The organism is Pseudomonas tremae, from assembly GCF_001401155.1.
GTDB lineage: Bacteria > Pseudomonadota > Gammaproteobacteria > Pseudomonadales > Pseudomonadaceae > Aquipseudomonas > Aquipseudomonas tremae.
Genome location: NZ_LJRO01000278.1, coordinates 1 through 14,682, shown reverse-complemented (window position 1 = coordinate 14,682; position 14,682 = coordinate 1). Strand labels below are relative to the sequence as shown.

Sequence of the window (14,682 nt, the reverse complement as noted above, 5' to 3'; positions counted from 1 at the left end):
GAATACCCTTATGCAACGTTTTCTAAGCATCGCGATGGCGCTTTGCATCGGGCTCACCATGAGCCTGGATGTGAATGCCGCGCGCTTCGGTGGCGGCAAGAGTATGGGCTCGGCGCCTACGCATCAGGCACGCCAGACCGCACCGGCGGCTCCGGCCGCTGCACCTAACGCTGCTGGCCGCCCTGCCCCTGCCGCAAGCGGCGCCTCCCGCTGGCTAGGCCCATTGGCCGGTATCGCTGCCGGTGGCCTGCTGGCGTCGATGTTTATGGGCGACGGCTTCAACGGCCTGCAGCTGTTCGACATCCTGATCATGGGCCTGATCGCCTTCCTGATCTTCCGCTTCATCGCGCGCCGTCGTCAGCAGCAACAGCCTAAAATGGCTCCTGCCGGTGCGCCATACCAGCGTGAAACCAGCCAGCCGACACAGAACCCGATTTTTGGCAGTTCGTCGCCGGCTTCTGCCCCACCAGCGATCAATGCACCGGCCTGGTTCAATGAAGAACGTTTTCTGGAAGCCGCTCGCGGTCACTTCCAGTCATTGCAGCAGCATTGGGACGCCAACGAGATGGACAAGATTGCCGAGTTCGTCACTCCGCAAATGCTTCAGTTCCTGAAAAAAGAACGTGCCGACCTGGGCGACGGCTTCCAGTCGACCTACATCGAGAACCTCAATGTTCAGCTGGACGGTGTCGATGATCGTGCCGACAAGACTATCGCCACGCTGACGTTCTCCGGTGTCTCCAAGACGTCACGCTTTGATCAGGGCGAAGTGTTCAGCGAAAGCTGGAACATGGAGCGACCGCAAGGCGATAACCAGCCCTGGCTGGTAGCAGGAATTCGCCAGAACGGTTGAACCAGATACCGTTCTCGCGTTCAGAACCCCGGACATGTCCGGGGTTTTTGTTTATCCGTTCGGATAGTTATTTTGAGAAAGGCTTTACGCTACTGTATAACCCGCGCCATCAAGTGAGAGGATCCGTGTCGTGGAAGAAGTCATCGAACAATTGCGTGAAGCTAACGAGCCGGTCCCTGTTCCGCTCGAGTTGCCTGACGAAGACCTGCTGGTCGAGATCGAGGAGCAGCTGTTCATCAACATCCCGTTCGTCTTCAAGGAGTTCCTCCTGACAGTCAGCGATGTGGTGTATGGCAGCCTGGAGCCTGTCACCGTTACCGATCCGCAGTCACACACCTACCTTCCGGAAGTGTGTGCAACTGCCTGGGATCTGGGCGTGCCGCGCGAGCTGATCCCTATCTGCCAGGACGGTGACGACTACTACTGCGTCGAGGAAGACGGCACTGTATTGCTGTGGTCCGCCGAAGAAGAACTGGTCACCGAAGACAGCTGGGAATCGGTCTGGCACTGGGCTCGGGATGTCTGGCTGGAAAGCTGAGACACCTTGCTGCGCAGTCTGAGAATCGCCGGGCTCAATGCCCGGATGATTCCTGATTGTTTCCGAGGGTTTCGAGCAGGGCGATCTGCATTCGCGTATGCACGCGGATAAGCCAGCGCCACAGCAATGCAGCGACAAGCGCAGCAACCAGAGCAACCACCAGCAGCAATTCGTTGGCCGGCAGAATACTCGCCGACAACGCCGCCAGCATGATGAAAATCACCACCAGCGACAGCAGCGGAATCACCTCCGCCACCACCTTGCGCACCCGTACGGTGTGTCGACCCGCCATTTCAGGTTTGACTCCCATCTCTGCCAGCAACATCGAAAGCGCCTTGAGCTTGCGGTACGCCGCGATCAGAAAAGGCAACGACAGCAACAATGCCGCGCCGCAGATCCAGGCTTTCTGGTGGCTGGGGTCACCCGCCCATTGGTTCATATACCCGCCGAGACGTTCAGCGAAGTAGCCGCCGCTGAAGAAGATCGCCATCACCAGTGCCAGGTTGACGCCCACCTGCAGCAGGATCCGCCGGATCATCGCGGCAAGCACTGCGCCCTGTCCTTGTGGCTGAATGCTGCGTAACCATTCGCCGTACATACCGAATACCCGCGCCACGCGTCCGGGCATGATCGCGGCCAGTCTGAGCGAGAGAGGGTCGGCGCCGCGAATGAGGTACGGCGTCAACAACGTGGTGATCGCCGATACGGCAACGGCCACCGGGTACAGGAAGTCGCTGGTGACCTGCAGGGTCATGCCTAGCGCTGCGATGATGAAGGAAAACTCGCCAATCTGTGACAGCCCCATGCCCACGCGCAGTGAGGTGCGGCCATCATTGCCTGCGATAAAGGCCCCGAGGCCGCAGGAAATCATCTTGCCCAACACCACTGCGACGGTGATGACCGCAATCGGCCAGGCATATTCCAGCAGGATTTTCGGGTCGATCATCAACCCGATGGCGACGAAGAATATTGCACTGAACAGATCACGAATCGGCTCGATCAAGCGCTCGATCTTCAGCAGTTCACGCGACTCGGCCATAATTGCGCCGATCAGGAACGCCCCCAGCACCATGCTGTATTCCAGCTTGACCACCAACAGGCAGAAGCCGAAACACAAGCCCAGCACAGTGATCAGGAGCATCTCGTTGCTTTCGAATCTGGCGACATAGGACAGCAATCGCGGGACCAGCAGAATACCCACGACCAACGCCACGATCATGAACAGCGACAACTTGCCGACGGTGGAAAAGACCTCGCCCGAACTGACCGAGCCGCTGACCGCAATACCGGACAGCAGCGCAATGATGCCGATGCCCAGGATGTCTTCGACGATCAGCACGCCGAAAATCAGTTGGGCAAAATGCTGGTTCTTCATCTTCAGGTCGTTGAGCGCCTTGACGATGATGGTGGTCGAGGAGATCGCCAGAATTGCGCCGAGGAATAACGAATCCATCGTCTTCCAGCCAAAATACTGGCCAATTTCATAGCCGATCCAGATCATCAGGGCTATTTCGAGAAACGCTGCGATGAAGGCCGTGGCACCGACTTTGAACAGCTTGCGCAGGCTGAACTCCAGCCCCAGGCAGAACATCAGGAAGATCACCCCCAGCTCGGCCAGGATCTTGATGGTGTCCTCATCGTGGATCAGGCTGACCGGAGGCGTGTGCGGGCCGATGATGAAGCCGGCGACGATATAACCGAGCACCACCGGCTGACGAAGGCGATGAAAGAGAATGGTCACCACGCCCGCCACCAGCATGATCACTGCCAGGTCTTGAATGAAATTGATGGCATGCATGGTGGCGAAGCTCCTTTTTGGTGATGACGTTCGCAACCGACATCGCCACACCTTGTAAGGCGTGAGCCACCCGGTTCGTCATCGAAATCCGATTAAAACGTAAGAAAAAACCCGATCCGCGGTTTTTTGCAGGTTATCACTGCCCCCTTCGACATAAAGCCGGTGCAATATATGGAAACAGATAGTTATGGTGCGTGACGGTCACCTGCTGGCCAGCGTCCCGATAACTGTTGCAAGCCCTTCTGAGCGCCAGCATAGGCGTCCCTTGAACAACTTGACCGTGTGAGTACGCTATGGAACCCGGAAACGCCCAGCTGTCGATGACTGTATTGATGACCCCGGACATGGCCAACTTCTCTGGCAACGTACACGGCGGCACGCTGCTCAAATACCTGGACGAAGTGGCCTACGCGTGCGCGAGCCGCTACGCCGGCCGCTATGTGGTAACGCTGTCGGTGGACCAGGTGATTTTTCGCGAGCCGGTACACGTCGGCGAGCTGGTGACCTTTCTGGCCTCGGTCAACTACACCGGCAACACCTCGATGGAGGTCGGTATCAAGGTGGTCACCGAAAATATTCGTGAGCGCTCGGTTCGTCATTCCAACAGTTGCTTCTTCACCATGGTCGCCGTGGACGACAACCGCAAACCCGCCAGCGTGCCGCCTCTGGAACCTGAATCTGCCGATGCTAAGCGTCGTTATATCCAGGCGCAGCAACGCCGCCAGATTCGCCAGGAACTGGAAAAGCGTTATCAGGACATCAAAGAAGAAGCGCTTTGATCAGCGGGCTCAGGCAAGGATGCCCAAGCCACTGACAACGCGCCGGGCTCAGAGCTTTACTGCTTCAAACCTGACCCTGGGGTGAGCGATACGATCCTGAGCGCGCACCAGTTCCAGCTCGTAGCTGCCGCAGGCCTGGGTCTCCAGCAGTACTTCATGGACGGCTGCCGCGGCGAATTCGAACGCTTCAACCAGGTCGTCACCCAATAGGACCCGTGCCAGAAACAGCCCGGACGTAAGGTCGCCCACGCCGACCGGCTGACGAGGGAACGCCAGCAGCGGACGGCGCAGATGCCAGCTTGCCTCGGCAGTCACCAGCAGCATTTCAAAGCCGTCGGCGGCCTTGCCGGGATAATCCAGGTGCTTGACCACCACGGCTTCTGGGCCTCTTGCCAGCAGCGCGCGGGCCATTGCGAGGCAATCGAGCAGGGACTCCGGTTTGCGGCCCGAGAAGCTGTCCAGCTCCAGCTGGTTGGGGCACATGAAGTCCGCCATGGCGGCGGCTTCCTGGAGCAGAAAGTCACCGACTTCCGGCGCAACGATGCAGCCTTTTTCCGGATGGCCCATCACCGGGTCGCACAAGTACAGCGCCTTGGGGTTGGCGGCCTTGATACGCGCCACACCGGTCAGAATGGCCCTGCCCTGCGCCGCACTGCCCAGATAACCCGACAAGACGGCATCGCAGTTGCCCAGTTCGCCGATCGCAGCGATACCGTCGATCAGTGCGGGGATCTGCTGCGGGGCCAGCACCTCACCCGTCCACTGCTTGTACTGGGTGTGGTTGGAGAACTGAACCGTGTTGAGCGGCCAGACATTGACCCCGATACGCTGCATCGGGAACACCGCTGCGCTGTTCCCGGCGTGGCCGAATACCACATGGGACTGAATGGCGAGCAAGTGGGGCGTACGTTTCATGGCGGGTAGAATCCTGAACACGATGCAAGTGCAGTAATGATAAATATAAGTCGCGCAGTATGGCTGTAAATCCCTCCGGGCAGTTAAGCTGGTCACTCCTTTGTTGGAGCACTCCGTCATGCTGACCCTGGGAAACATTTTCGTGCTGATGCTGTTCGCGAGCGCCGCGGCCTGGTGGTGGCACGCCCACGGTTTGCGAGAAAAAGCGCTGGCACGTGTGAAGCAGCATTGCGCACGCCTCGAGCTCCAGTTGCTCGACGATGCCGTTGCCCTGCGCCGCCTGACCTTTGCCCCCGACGCTCAGGGCCGCAAGCGCCTGGCTCGGGTGTATGGCTTTGAGTTCACCGTCACAGGCGAACAACGCCACCCCGGTACGATCACCATGTTCGGCGCGCACACCGCGCACATCGAACTGGCGCCCTACCCGTTCGAAATCAAGACACCACCGCCCAGCGCAGAAGTCATTCAGATGAGCGAATGGCGTCAATCGCATCAGAAGTGGAAGCAGTAGCGGGCTATTCAGCTTTGACGTCTGGATGAGCGTGAGCCAGCGCGCAGCGTCATCGCAGACAAGCCCGCTCCGACGAAAACTCATTTTGCAGGTGTTTCAGGACTTGCTGGTGCCACTCGGCGCTAGCGTGCAGCTTTGTGCTGAGCGCGCATCACACCAGACACTCCGCCATCTGCGCCTGCAACTTATCCACATCCTGGGGCACCGAGAAAATCAATTCCAGGCGTGAGTCCTTGCGCCATTCGCTGACCTGCCAGGCAATCGGCGCGCCGTTTGCGACGTTGCCGGAATACCAGCCGCCCTCACTGTGGATAACCATCTTCGCCCTTTGCCAGATCAGGCTTTCCAGCCAATGCATCAGCCGTTGCAGATCGAACTGTTGCGACGAGTGCCAGCGCCAGCCGACGCTCCAGCCGTCAGGGCTGCTCTGACTCAGGCATATTGGCACACGCGGGCTGGCCCAGAGCGCAGGCAGCTGGCCAACGCTTTCGGGTAACGCAAGGTTATCCACAGACTGTTTATCCACAGCCGAACCGTCGACAAACCCTGGCAAGCAGTGCAGCGGCAGTTCGCCGTGGCGGGTCCACAGCAAGGCATGCGGCTTGAGTTGCGCGGTCAGTGACTGACGCGACGGCAGGTCCAGTTGTTCGGATTTGTTCATCACCACCAAGCCTGCTTCAACCAGCGCCTCGCGTTGCGTGACAGGTAACGGGAGCCCCGCAGCCATTGCTTCCGAGTCCAGCACCATCACGCTGCGCTGAACCGAAAGCACGCCACGCCAAGGCGCTTCGCGCAGTTGCGCCATCAGTTGCGCCGGGTGCCCAAGGCCTGAGGGCTCGATCAACAAGCGATCAGGTCGGGCCTGACGCAACAATCGTCCCAGACCGATCTGAAACGGCACACCGTTGACGCAACACAGGCAGCCGCCAGCCACTTCGCCAAGTGCGATACCATCGGCGGCGGTGTTCAACAATGCGGCATCCAGGCCGATCTGACCGAACTCGTTAACCAGTATGGCCCAGCGCTCATTGGCAGGCTTCTGCGCCAGCAGGCGTTTGATCAGTGTGGTTTTGCCGGCACCCAACGGGCCTGCGATGACGTGCGTGGGGATGTTCTGCAGCATGGGATCACTTTTGACGAATGCGTGGGTCATTGAAGAGCAAGGGAAGGTTACGATGCAAGTAATACGGTGGGCTGTTCGCTTGGCTCTTATGCTGCTGGCGATGTCTTCAGGCCAGGCGCGGGCGCAGGCCTGCCTGGTACACAGCCAGGCAGAACGGCTCGACATCAAAGTTTGCCAGGAAAATATCAATATCCCGGCCAACCTGTTCAAAGACAGCTTCTGCCAGCCACAACTGGCCGGGCAGAAGACTGAGACGACCTACTCTGCGCAATGCCCGAGCGGTGCGTTCGGCATCTGCCGCAATGCGCAGGTCGCCAACATGCCTTACCGCGAGAACATTCACTATTACGGCGTCGCCAGTGATTCGCTGTACCTCAAGCCCTTTTGCGAAGGCCAGAGCAAAGGCCAGTGGGTAACGCCGTAAAGCGCCTTACGCCAGCCAGTCAAGGGTCAGAATAAGCCTGCGCTCGTTATTCGCCAGCGGCGGCGAACGGTGGATAAGACCGAAGCCTTCATTGCCATGCCAGCGCTCCCCCTTGAGCAGCGCCACGTCGCCGCTGCCCACCTGCTGGATGATGGCGGCATCGTTCGGCTCGGCTTCAGGACGACCGAGCTGCGTGCGGTCCATCACATCCTCGTGCAGCCACTGACTGCCCACACCGCCATAGGTGGTAATCAGGCGCACCGGCACATGATCGACATGGAAGCGCGGGCACATGGCCTTGTCGAGCACCCTGAGACGCAGCCCGACACATTCGGCCCCCAACAGGCAGGCGTAGGCGCTCACCAGCCAGGAAACGTCAGCGATGAAGCCCTGATAGCCATGCAGGTCGGCATATCCCGGTGCAAGCATGCTCAGATTCGGCTCGACGTCGCCGCCCTTCACCTCAAGGGTCATTGATTCGGCAAGCGGCTCGTTCATCGACAGCAGCAAAGCGCTGAAGTCCTCGATGTGCGCAGGCAGGCGGCGTTGCCAGACCGCAAGATTGACATCGTTCTCCAGTACCTCGCTCAACACGCCGGGCGTATCGCCCTGAACCTGACGCACGGATGACTGAAAGTTCAGAAGAGGCGCGAGCATCAGGCAGCCACCTCTTCCATGTGCCACGACCCGAACGGATCCTCCAGCTGGCTCCAGGACTCGACGCTATCTGCCATTTCGGCGTCGCTGAGCAGGCACCCGTCCAGCTCGGAGGTCAGCAGCGCAAAATCAATGTTTTGCCCGATGAACACCAGCTCCTGACGGCAGTCTCCGGTTTCGGCGGACCAGTTTTCAAGAATCGAAGCAACGCTTTCCTTGTCCTGAGGCCAACTGTCACGGCCCACAAAGCGCCACCAGCGCCCGGCAAAACCATGCCGCATCAGCCCGCCCGCCTGTGACCAGCTGCCCGCGTCCTTGTATTTGCTGGCCAGCCAGAAGAACCCTTTGGAGCGCAGCAGTTTGCCGTTGGTCCATGGGCGATTGATGAAATCGAAGAAGCGTTGCGGATGAAAGGGGCGACGAGCGCGATAAGCCGTCGAAGCGATACCGTACTCCTCGGTTTCCGCTACGTGCTCACCACGCATTTCCTTCAGCCAGCCCGGGGCCTGGGAAGCACGCTCGAAGTTGAAACGCCGGGTATTGAGGATCTTCGTCAGAGGCACCTGACCCATGACCATCGGTACAATTTCGGCATCGGGATTCAGGCGTTTCAGAATCGCCATCAACTCCTCACGCTCGCTGGAGCTGATCAGGTCGATTTTGCTGAGCAGAAGCACATCGGCAAACTCGATCTGCTCGATCAGCAGGTCGGTAATCGAGCGGTCGTCGTCCTCGCCAAGAGTTTCACCGCGCGAGGCAAGACCTTCTGCAGCCTCGTAATCAAGCAGGAAGTTCACTCCGTCGACCACGGTGACCATCGTGTCCAGCCGCGCCAGGTCGATAAGACTCTGGCCGGCTTCGTCGCGGAAGGTGAAGGTTTCCGCGACGGGCAGCGGCTCGGAAATGCCGGTGGACTCGATCAATAAGTAGTCAAAACGACCGTCCTGAGCGAGTCTGCTGACCTCCTCAAGCAGGTCCTCGCGCAAGGTGCAGCAGATGCAGCCATTGCTCATCTCGATCAGTTTTTCTTCTGCGCGGTTCAGGCTGACATCACGCTGAACTTCGCTGCCATCAATGTTGATCTCGCTCATGTCATTGACGATGACGGCCACGCGCAGATTTTCACGATTGCGCAGTATGTAATTCAGTAAAGTGCTTTTACCGGCACCGAGAAAACCGGAAAGAACGGTCACAGGAAGGCGGTTGGGCATCAGGATTCTCCAGGCGGTGCAAGGCTCGGGCCTTGTTCATGTCGGCTGCAACGAACCCCTGAAGCAACCGACTCTAATCACTTTGCGATGTTATAGTATAACAACACGAAATAGCTATCAGCCTTGATGACGGGTTTTTCATGAAAGAACTGGCAATGGGCTTGATCATGCTTGTGACACTGAGCAGTACAGCCGCGATGGCGGCTGCCCCCGACCTCGCACGCTGTACGCGCAGCGCAACGGTGCTGGCCTGCCACGACGCGCTGGGCAACAGCTACAGCGTGGTGACAGCCGGGTCGACAACCTGGTTGAGGGGCTACGAGCGGATAGACAACCGCCGCTGGGCTCAGACCAATAGCCGCTATGGGCAACTGACGTTTTTTACCGGGTTGGCCTCGAATGGCGAAGCCTGGGTTGGCAGCGTGCAGCGTGTGGGCTGGACGACGATCACGCGGGTATCTAGCTCAAGCGGCACGCGCAGCAAAATCACCTGCAGCCGGTTGAACGGCTGCCGCTGATAAAATCAGGCTTGCTGTTCGCGCTTCTGCGCCTGCACCCAGGCCATGTGCGAATCCACAGGCGGGTTGCGCTGGAAGTAACGTTGCAGCCCCTCGAACAACCCGTCGGCAACGGCTTGCTGATGGCGCGCTGTGACAAGGCGCTGGCTGTCGCGGCTGTTGGAGATGAACCCGGTCTCGACCAGAATCGACGGCACGTCAGGCGACTTGAGCACCGCAAAGCCTGCTTGTTCAACGCGCTTCTGGTGCAGCGTGGTGATGCCTTCCAGGCTGCCCAGAACGGTATGGCCCAGTTGCAGACTGGCAGCGATGGTAGCGTTCATCGACATATCGAGAATGACCCCCGCCAGCATCGGGTCCTTGTCCTTGAGGTTGAGCAGCGAAGACGCCCCCAGCAAGTCTGCGCCGTTCTCGCGCTGCGCCATGAAGCGCGCAGTCGCCGACGTTGCTCCGCCTTCGGACAAGGCAAACACCGAAGCCCCCGAAGCAGTCAGACGAGGCGCAGCGTCGGCATGCACCGAGATGAACATGTCGGCGTTGGATTTATGCGCGAACTCGACGCGCTTGCGCAGCGGCACGAAGAAATCATCGTTGCGCACCAGGCGCACATCGAAGCCCTTCTCGCGTTTCAGGCGTCTAGCCAGCAACTGAGCGATGGACAGCACGACATCTTTCTCGCGTTCGCCACGAGAACCGACTGCGCCAGGGTCCTTGCCGCCATGACCGGCGTCGACCACGACCATGATGTCGCGGCCGGTGTGCGCCTTGCTGCTCTGAATCGGAACCGGCACGGGTGGCGGCAATTCGGCCATCTGTACGGGGGCGCGCGCGGTGGAACTCATGTCCAGCACCAACCGATGACCCTGCGCACCTTCCGGGCCGAGCAGGAAGCTGTTGAGCTGCACAGGAGCGGTCAGGTCCAGAACAATGCGCGTGTCATCGCCTGTACCGTAGTGCCCGGAGCGAATCGATTTGATAACTGTGCGATCTAGCGCTAACTGACTGAAGTCGCCGGTCAGCCGAGAACCGCTGACATCAATGATCAGCCGGTCAGGTGCAGTGAGCGTGAAAGTCTTGTATTGCACGGGGCCGCTGAGGTCGAGTACCAGCCGCAGCTTGTCGTTGGTACGCCACAGGCGTGCATTGCTGATTTGCGTGGCATAGGCGCCCAACGGCAGCGTCAGGGCGGCGCTGGCCAGCAGCATATTGAGCAACACTTGGCGTCGGTGCATGGAATGTCTCAAAGAGCAAATCGAGCATCCCGGCTCACGAAGGGTTCATCCACATTATTAGTAACAATATAACATGCAGTTACGCGTGAAAGATGAAGCCCTTCATGAAGATTCCGTCATGAAACACAGGTAGATAACGACAAAATCTCATCGTTTTCATGAACTGTGTTCCACGTGGAACATAACTCTATGAATTTGATCAGGTACGCGGCGCAACGTTGCCACATTGCGGGCCTAGCCAGACCGCACGGGTGTCCATGCTGCCGTTCTGTTGCTGGCCAGTCGCATTGAAAGTACCGACCACTTTGGTCGTGAACTCACGGTCGCTAAGGAACTGCGCTTGCCCTGTACCTTGCGCTTTAGGACACGAGAACTGGAAATTCCAGGTCTTGCCGTTGCGAGCGGTGATCTTCTGCGTGCAGCCTGAAGCAGGATCGGTCAGCGGAATGTCATCCGACTGCACCTGAGCTTGAGTCAGGCAGGCACGCACGCCTTTACCGCCGAGCGTGACACCCTGCTTCTTCATCATCTGTTCCATCATGGCACGCTGCTCAGGTGGCAGGTTCTGCAACTGCCCCAGCATCAATTGCATGTCCGGCAATTGCTGGCCATCCACCTTCATATTGCTAGAGGTCAGTTCCCAAAGGCCCGGCTGCAGCATTTGCGCCTGAGCCAACGGGGTCGCCAGGCAAAACATCCAAGCCAACATGCGTTTGTTCATTTCAAGTTTCCTGATCAGGCATTTGCAAGTGCGGACAAGGCCGGAGCAAACCAGCCGAAAGATAAGCCTTAGACGACACAAGCGTCGTCCAGTTGCACGGCTAATAAAATAGCGACATTCCCGCCCAGCTGTGGTCTTTTAGGCGATCAAGGCGAGGAGCATTGTTCCACATGGATTATCACGACCCGTATTTTTTCGGTTATGTCATTGGCTTCATACACCTGCTGGGCACAATTGCCGCCATTCACGCCTTGTTGACCGTACGCACCTCCCAAGGCGCGATTGCCTGGGCGATGCCGTTGCTGTTCATTCCCTACTTCACTTTGCTGCCCTATCTGATATTCGGACGCAGTTCATTCGACGCCTACATCAAGGCGCGCCGTGAGGCCAACAAAGAGATGCGTGCAGCTATCGGCAATCTCAATTGGCGGCCGTGGATCGAAGAAGCCGTGGCAGCGCGTCGGTCGGATGCCTACGAGAAGCTGCGCGCGATGCCCAAGCTGGGGAACATGCCTGCGTTGGCCAACAACAAGGTCAGGTTGTTGATCAATGGCGAAGAAACCTTCGGAGCGATTTTTCAGGCGATCCGCGAGGCGAAACAAACTATTCTGATTCAGTTCTTCATCATTCATGACGACAAGCTCGGTCGGCAATTGCAAACACTGTTGCTTGAAAAGGCCGCCCAGGGCGTGGCGATCTTTGTGCTGTATGACCGCATCGGCAGCCATGCGCTGCCGTGGTCCTATATCGAGAAGTTGCGCAACGGCGGCGTACAGGTCAAGGCATTCGCCACGCGCAGTGGCTGGCTTAACCGTTTCCAGATCAACTTCCGTAATCACCGCAAGATAGTGGTTGTGGATGGTCTCAAGGGCTATATGGGCGGGCACAACGTCGGCGACGAGTACATGGGCTTGAAACCGCCGCTGGCACCGTGGCGAGATACTCATGTGGAAGCCATCGGGCCGGTGGTCGCCTGTCTGCAGGAATCCTTTGCCGAAGACTGGTTCTGGGCCACCCGTGAGTTGCCGCCACTGAGCCTGCCCGACGAATTTCCCGAAGATGGCGTACTCTGCCAGTTGCTGACCACAGGCCCGGCAGACCCGCAGGAAACCTGTTCGTTGTTCTTCGTCGAAGCTATCCACGCTGCCGAAGAGCGCGTGTGGATCACCAGCCCCTATTTCATCCCCGATGAAGCGGTTACGGCAGCGCTGACCCTCGCGGTACTGCGCGGCGTCGACGTGCGACTACTGCTGCCTTCGCGCCCTGACCATTACGTGGTTTACGCGGCCTCCAGCCTTTACGCGTTCGATGCCGTGCGTGCAGGCGTCAGAGTATTCCGCTACGGCCCGGGTTTTCTGCATCAGAAGGTGGTACTGGTGGATAACGAAATCACCGCCATCGGCAGTGCCAACCTCGACAACCGCTCGTTCCGCCTCAACTTCGAACTGATGCTGTTGACCGTGGACAGCGACTTCTCCAGTCAGGTCGAGGCCATGCTCGTCGCCGACTTTGCCGTGGCGCGGGAAATATCCTTGCAGGAAAGCCACGAAACCCGACGCCTGCACCAGCTCGGCATGCGCGTGGCGAGGCTCATTTCGCCGATCTTGTGAGGTGCCTGAAGCCCGCGTTGCAGGTCAGCGATAAATATCCTCGCGCGTCAGAGGAAGCCCTGTAGACCCATCGGCGAAGGGTTTCACGGCAAGTATCTGATGCAGATTGATCCAGCCTTTGGTGAAGCCGTAGGCACACCCCGCCAGGTACAGACGCCAGATGCGCAGGGTATGTGCGGGAACGATGTCAGCGGCTTCACTGAGCCGCTCTTCAAGACGCGCGCTCCAGTGCTCCAGCGTCTTGGCATAGTGCGGACGCAGACTCTCGACGTCGACCACTTCCAGCCCGGCGTCGCTGATGTGGGCAGTCATCATCGCCAGATGCGGCAGCTCGCCGTTGGGGAACACGTAGCGGTCAATGAACTCTCCTGCACCGCGCCCCACCGGACGGCCATCGGTATGCAGTGCAGTGATACCGTGATTCATCACCAGCCCGCCCGCCTTTACCGCGCCGAACAGGCATTGCGTGTACAGCGACAGGTTGGCGTGCCCGACATGCTCGAACATGCCGACACTGACGACCTTGTCGAAGCGCGCGTCCTGCGTCAGATCGCGGTAATCAAGCAGTTGCAGATCAACCTGATCCTGCAGCCCTTCGGCACACACTCTCTCGCGGGCAAGCGCAAGCTGCTGCTGACTGAGGGTGATACCGAACACCTTCACACCGTATTCGCGAGCGGCAAACCGTGCCAGCCCGCCCCAGCCACAGCCGACGTCCAGCAAGTGCTCGCCTGGTTTGAGGCGCAGCTTGCGGCACAGATGATGGAATTTGTCCCGCTGCGCCTGTTCCAGAGACTCACTGCCGGTCTTGAAATACGCGCAGGAATAGACCATCTCCCGGTCAAGCCAGAGCTGATAGAAGTCGTTGGACACGTCGTAATGGTAGGCGATCGACGCAGCATCTGTGTCCTTGTCATGGCGAACCCGTGACGGAGAACCGTCGCTGTCGTCATCCTCTACCAGCGCGTGCGTCAGCTCATCGCAAACGCGCACGACTTCGCTGATCGAGCCTTCGAGTTCCAGACGTCCTTCGACAAATGCGCTGCCCAGCAAGCCGAGGCTGGGGTGCGTGAAATCGGCCACCAATTGCGGATCCTTTATCACGATGGTGACGCTGGGCGCAGGGCCGAGATCCATCTGATAACCGTCCCACAGCTTGAGCCGCAACGGTAAATGCAGGTTTTGAAAAGCCGTTGGAAGTTGAGTATGCATTCAAAATCACCCCTTTATCCAGAAACTCAAAAAAGAGTAATCCAGCGAGACCCCTGCTAAAGGGCCAGTAAAGGCTATCGGCGACGGCATAACTGCGATGAATCGACTTCGGGGGAACAGCCTTGTGCCCAATGATTCGAGCCGGGTAACAGCCTGAATTCGGATCACGCATTGAAGACTAGCGCTTAATTTGTAACAGAACGCTTCAAAGCTCAAGCCATTTTCAAACCTGATCAGGTTCGTCGGCTAGAGCCTTGGCACAGCGCATAACATGCTTAAAGCTTGAGCAGAGGCTCCTGAAAGCGCAGCAAACGCCCGGCATTGCCTAACACCAGCAGCGTGCTGAGATTGTGCAGGATAGCCGCGACCATGGCGCCTGCTGCGCCAAGCAGACCAAAGGCCGCCAGCGCTACGATCGCCAGGGTCCAGCCCAGGCCAATGATGACGTTGACCTGCAATGTCTGGCGGCACTGGCGGCTCAGTCGCACACATGTGCCCAGTCGACGAAGATCGCTGCCGATCAGCACGATGTCGGCAGAGGCCAGGGCGATGTCCGCCCCGCCCGCCCCCATCGCAACGC

At 58.8% G+C, this 14,682-nt stretch carries 15 protein-coding genes and 1 pseudogene; 7 read left to right on the top strand and 9 right to left on the bottom strand.

From position 1 onward, the window contains the following. Window positions 1-10 precede the first annotated feature (10 nt). Both ALO43_RS16380 and ALO43_RS16375 read left to right on the top strand, forming a co-directional pair. A complete protein-coding gene (locus ALO43_RS16380) occupies window positions 11-853 on the top strand; it encodes a Tim44 domain-containing protein (protein WP_024669536.1) in 843 nt (280 codons plus the stop codon). 130 nt (window positions 854-983) lie between these two features. Beyond that, window positions 984-1,391, top strand: coding sequence for an SMI1/KNR4 family protein (locus ALO43_RS16375; RefSeq protein ID WP_005895035.1), 408 nt, complete (start codon window positions 984-986; stop codon window positions 1,389-1,391). Between the two features lie 34 nt (window positions 1,392-1,425). Here the strand turns inward: ALO43_RS16375 and ALO43_RS16370 are convergent, their stop codons facing one another. After that, window positions 1,426-3,189, bottom strand: a complete 1,764-nt coding sequence (locus tag ALO43_RS16370) for a cation:proton antiporter (protein ID WP_053479800.1) — start codon at window positions 3,187-3,189, stop codon at window positions 1,426-1,428. A 293-nt stretch (window positions 3,190-3,482) separates the two neighbouring features. Between ALO43_RS16370 and ALO43_RS16365 the strand changes: the two genes are divergently transcribed. Next, window positions 3,483-3,968 carry an acyl-CoA thioesterase gene (locus ALO43_RS16365; protein WP_005895029.1) on the top strand — a complete coding sequence of 162 codons (486 nt, stop codon included), beginning with the start codon at window positions 3,483-3,485 and terminating at the stop codon, window positions 3,966-3,968. Between the two features lie 48 nt (window positions 3,969-4,016). Here ALO43_RS16365 and pdxY read toward each other — a convergent pair whose 3' ends face one another. After that, a complete protein-coding gene (gene pdxY / locus ALO43_RS16360; RefSeq protein WP_005895026.1) occupies window positions 4,017-4,883 on the bottom strand; it encodes a pyridoxal kinase PdxY in 867 nt (288 codons plus the stop codon). Between the two features lie 118 nt (window positions 4,884-5,001). On the opposite strand from pdxY, the gene ALO43_RS16355 reads away from it, so the two are divergent. Further along, window positions 5,002-5,394, top strand: coding sequence for a DUF3301 domain-containing protein (locus tag ALO43_RS16355; RefSeq protein WP_005895025.1), 393 nt, complete (start codon window positions 5,002-5,004; stop codon window positions 5,392-5,394). Window positions 5,395-5,545: 151 nt separating this feature from the next. Here ALO43_RS16355 and ALO43_RS16350 read toward each other — a convergent pair whose 3' ends face one another. Continuing rightward, complete coding sequence (locus ALO43_RS16350; protein WP_054997824.1) at window positions 5,546-6,517, bottom strand: CobW family GTP-binding protein; 972 nt, start codon at window positions 6,515-6,517, stop codon at window positions 5,546-5,548. A 52-nt stretch (window positions 6,518-6,569) separates the two neighbouring features. Between ALO43_RS16350 and ALO43_RS16345 the strand changes: the two genes are divergently transcribed. Next, window positions 6,570-6,941, top strand: coding sequence for a hypothetical protein (locus ALO43_RS16345; RefSeq protein ID WP_054997811.1), 372 nt, complete (start codon window positions 6,570-6,572; stop codon window positions 6,939-6,941). Window positions 6,942-6,947: 6 nt separating this feature from the next. Here ALO43_RS16345 and ALO43_RS16340 read toward each other — a convergent pair whose 3' ends face one another. Together ALO43_RS16340 and zigA are read right to left on the bottom strand one after the other, a co-directional pair. Continuing rightward, window positions 6,948-7,598, bottom strand: a complete 651-nt coding sequence (locus ALO43_RS16340; protein ID WP_005895016.1) for a DUF1826 domain-containing protein — start codon at window positions 7,596-7,598, stop codon at window positions 6,948-6,950. Next, window positions 7,598-8,809 (bottom strand): zinc metallochaperone GTPase ZigA, encoded by a 1,212-nt coding sequence (gene zigA / locus ALO43_RS16335; protein WP_053931738.1) that lies wholly within the window; start codon window positions 8,807-8,809, stop codon window positions 7,598-7,600. Before zigA ends, ALO43_RS16340 begins: the two co-directional genes overlap by 1 nt. Before the next feature lie 140 nt (window positions 8,810-8,949). On the opposite strand from zigA, the gene ALO43_RS16330 reads away from it, so the two are divergent. Further along, window positions 8,950-9,327 (top strand): hypothetical protein, encoded by a 378-nt coding sequence (locus ALO43_RS16330; protein WP_005895009.1) that lies wholly within the window; start codon window positions 8,950-8,952, stop codon window positions 9,325-9,327. A 5-nt stretch (window positions 9,328-9,332) separates the two neighbouring features. Here the strand turns inward: ALO43_RS16330 and ALO43_RS16325 are convergent, their stop codons facing one another. After that, the gene (locus tag ALO43_RS16325) at window positions 9,333-10,559 is read right to left on the bottom strand and encodes an N-acetylmuramoyl-L-alanine amidase (RefSeq protein ID WP_024669543.1); all 1,227 of its coding nucleotides are present in this window, start codon (window positions 10,557-10,559) and stop codon (window positions 9,333-9,335) included. A gap of 199 nt (window positions 10,560-10,758) precedes the next feature. Next, window positions 10,759-11,280, bottom strand: coding sequence for a DUF3617 domain-containing protein (locus ALO43_RS16320; RefSeq protein WP_024690214.1), 522 nt, complete (start codon window positions 11,278-11,280; stop codon window positions 10,759-10,761). Between the two features lie 170 nt (window positions 11,281-11,450). Between ALO43_RS16320 and cls the strand changes: the two genes are divergently transcribed. Further along, window positions 11,451-12,890: a cardiolipin synthase gene (cls, locus tag ALO43_RS16315; RefSeq protein WP_005895001.1), complete on the top strand. Its 1,440-nt coding sequence runs from the start codon at window positions 11,451-11,453 to the stop codon at window positions 12,888-12,890. 24 nt (window positions 12,891-12,914) lie between these two features. Here cls and cfaB read toward each other — a convergent pair whose 3' ends face one another. Continuing rightward, on the bottom strand, window positions 12,915-14,102 hold the full coding sequence (gene cfaB, locus ALO43_RS16310) for a C17 cyclopropane fatty acid synthase CfaB (RefSeq protein ID WP_054997810.1): 1,188 nt from the start codon (window positions 14,100-14,102) through the stop codon (window positions 12,915-12,917). A gap of 275 nt (window positions 14,103-14,377) precedes the next feature. Then, window positions 14,378-14,682, bottom strand: a pseudogene (locus ALO43_RS16305) (cation-transporting P-type ATPase); the annotation flags it as partial.

Excerpts from the sequence above, each read along its gene's own strand:
- ALO43_RS16325 (WP_024669543.1), bottom strand. The coding sequence starts at position 10,559 with ATGCACCGACGCCAAGTGTTGCTCAATATGCTGCTGGCCAGCGCCGCC.
- pdxY (WP_005895026.1), bottom strand. The coding sequence starts at position 4,883 with ATGAAACGTACGCCCCACTTGCTCGCCATTCAGTCCCATGTGGTATTC.
- ALO43_RS16350 (WP_054997824.1), bottom strand. The coding sequence starts at position 6,517 with ATGCTGCAGAACATCCCCACGCACGTCATCGCAGGCCCGTTGGGTGCC.
- ALO43_RS16320 (WP_024690214.1), bottom strand. The coding sequence starts at position 11,280 with ATGAACAAACGCATGTTGGCTTGGATGTTTTGCCTGGCGACCCCGTTG.
- ALO43_RS16355 (WP_005895025.1), top strand. The coding sequence starts at position 5,002 with ATGCTGACCCTGGGAAACATTTTCGTGCTGATGCTGTTCGCGAGCGCC.
- ALO43_RS16340 (WP_005895016.1), bottom strand. The coding sequence starts at position 7,598 with ATGCTCGCGCCTCTTCTGAACTTTCAGTCATCCGTGCGTCAGGTTCAG.
- ALO43_RS16365 (WP_005895029.1), top strand. The coding sequence starts at position 3,483 with ATGGAACCCGGAAACGCCCAGCTGTCGATGACTGTATTGATGACCCCG.
- ALO43_RS16380 (WP_024669536.1), top strand. The coding sequence starts at position 11 with ATGCAACGTTTTCTAAGCATCGCGATGGCGCTTTGCATCGGGCTCACC.
- cls (WP_005895001.1), top strand. The coding sequence starts at position 11,451 with ATGGATTATCACGACCCGTATTTTTTCGGTTATGTCATTGGCTTCATA.
- ALO43_RS16345 (WP_054997811.1), top strand. The coding sequence starts at position 6,570 with ATGCAAGTAATACGGTGGGCTGTTCGCTTGGCTCTTATGCTGCTGGCG.
- ALO43_RS16370 (WP_053479800.1), bottom strand. The coding sequence starts at position 3,189 with ATGCATGCCATCAATTTCATTCAAGACCTGGCAGTGATCATGCTGGTG.
- ALO43_RS16330 (WP_005895009.1), top strand. The coding sequence starts at position 8,950 with ATGAAAGAACTGGCAATGGGCTTGATCATGCTTGTGACACTGAGCAGT.
- cfaB (WP_054997810.1), bottom strand. The coding sequence starts at position 14,102 with ATGCATACTCAACTTCCAACGGCTTTTCAAAACCTGCATTTACCGTTG.
- zigA (WP_053931738.1), bottom strand. The coding sequence starts at position 8,809 with ATGCCCAACCGCCTTCCTGTGACCGTTCTTTCCGGTTTTCTCGGTGCC.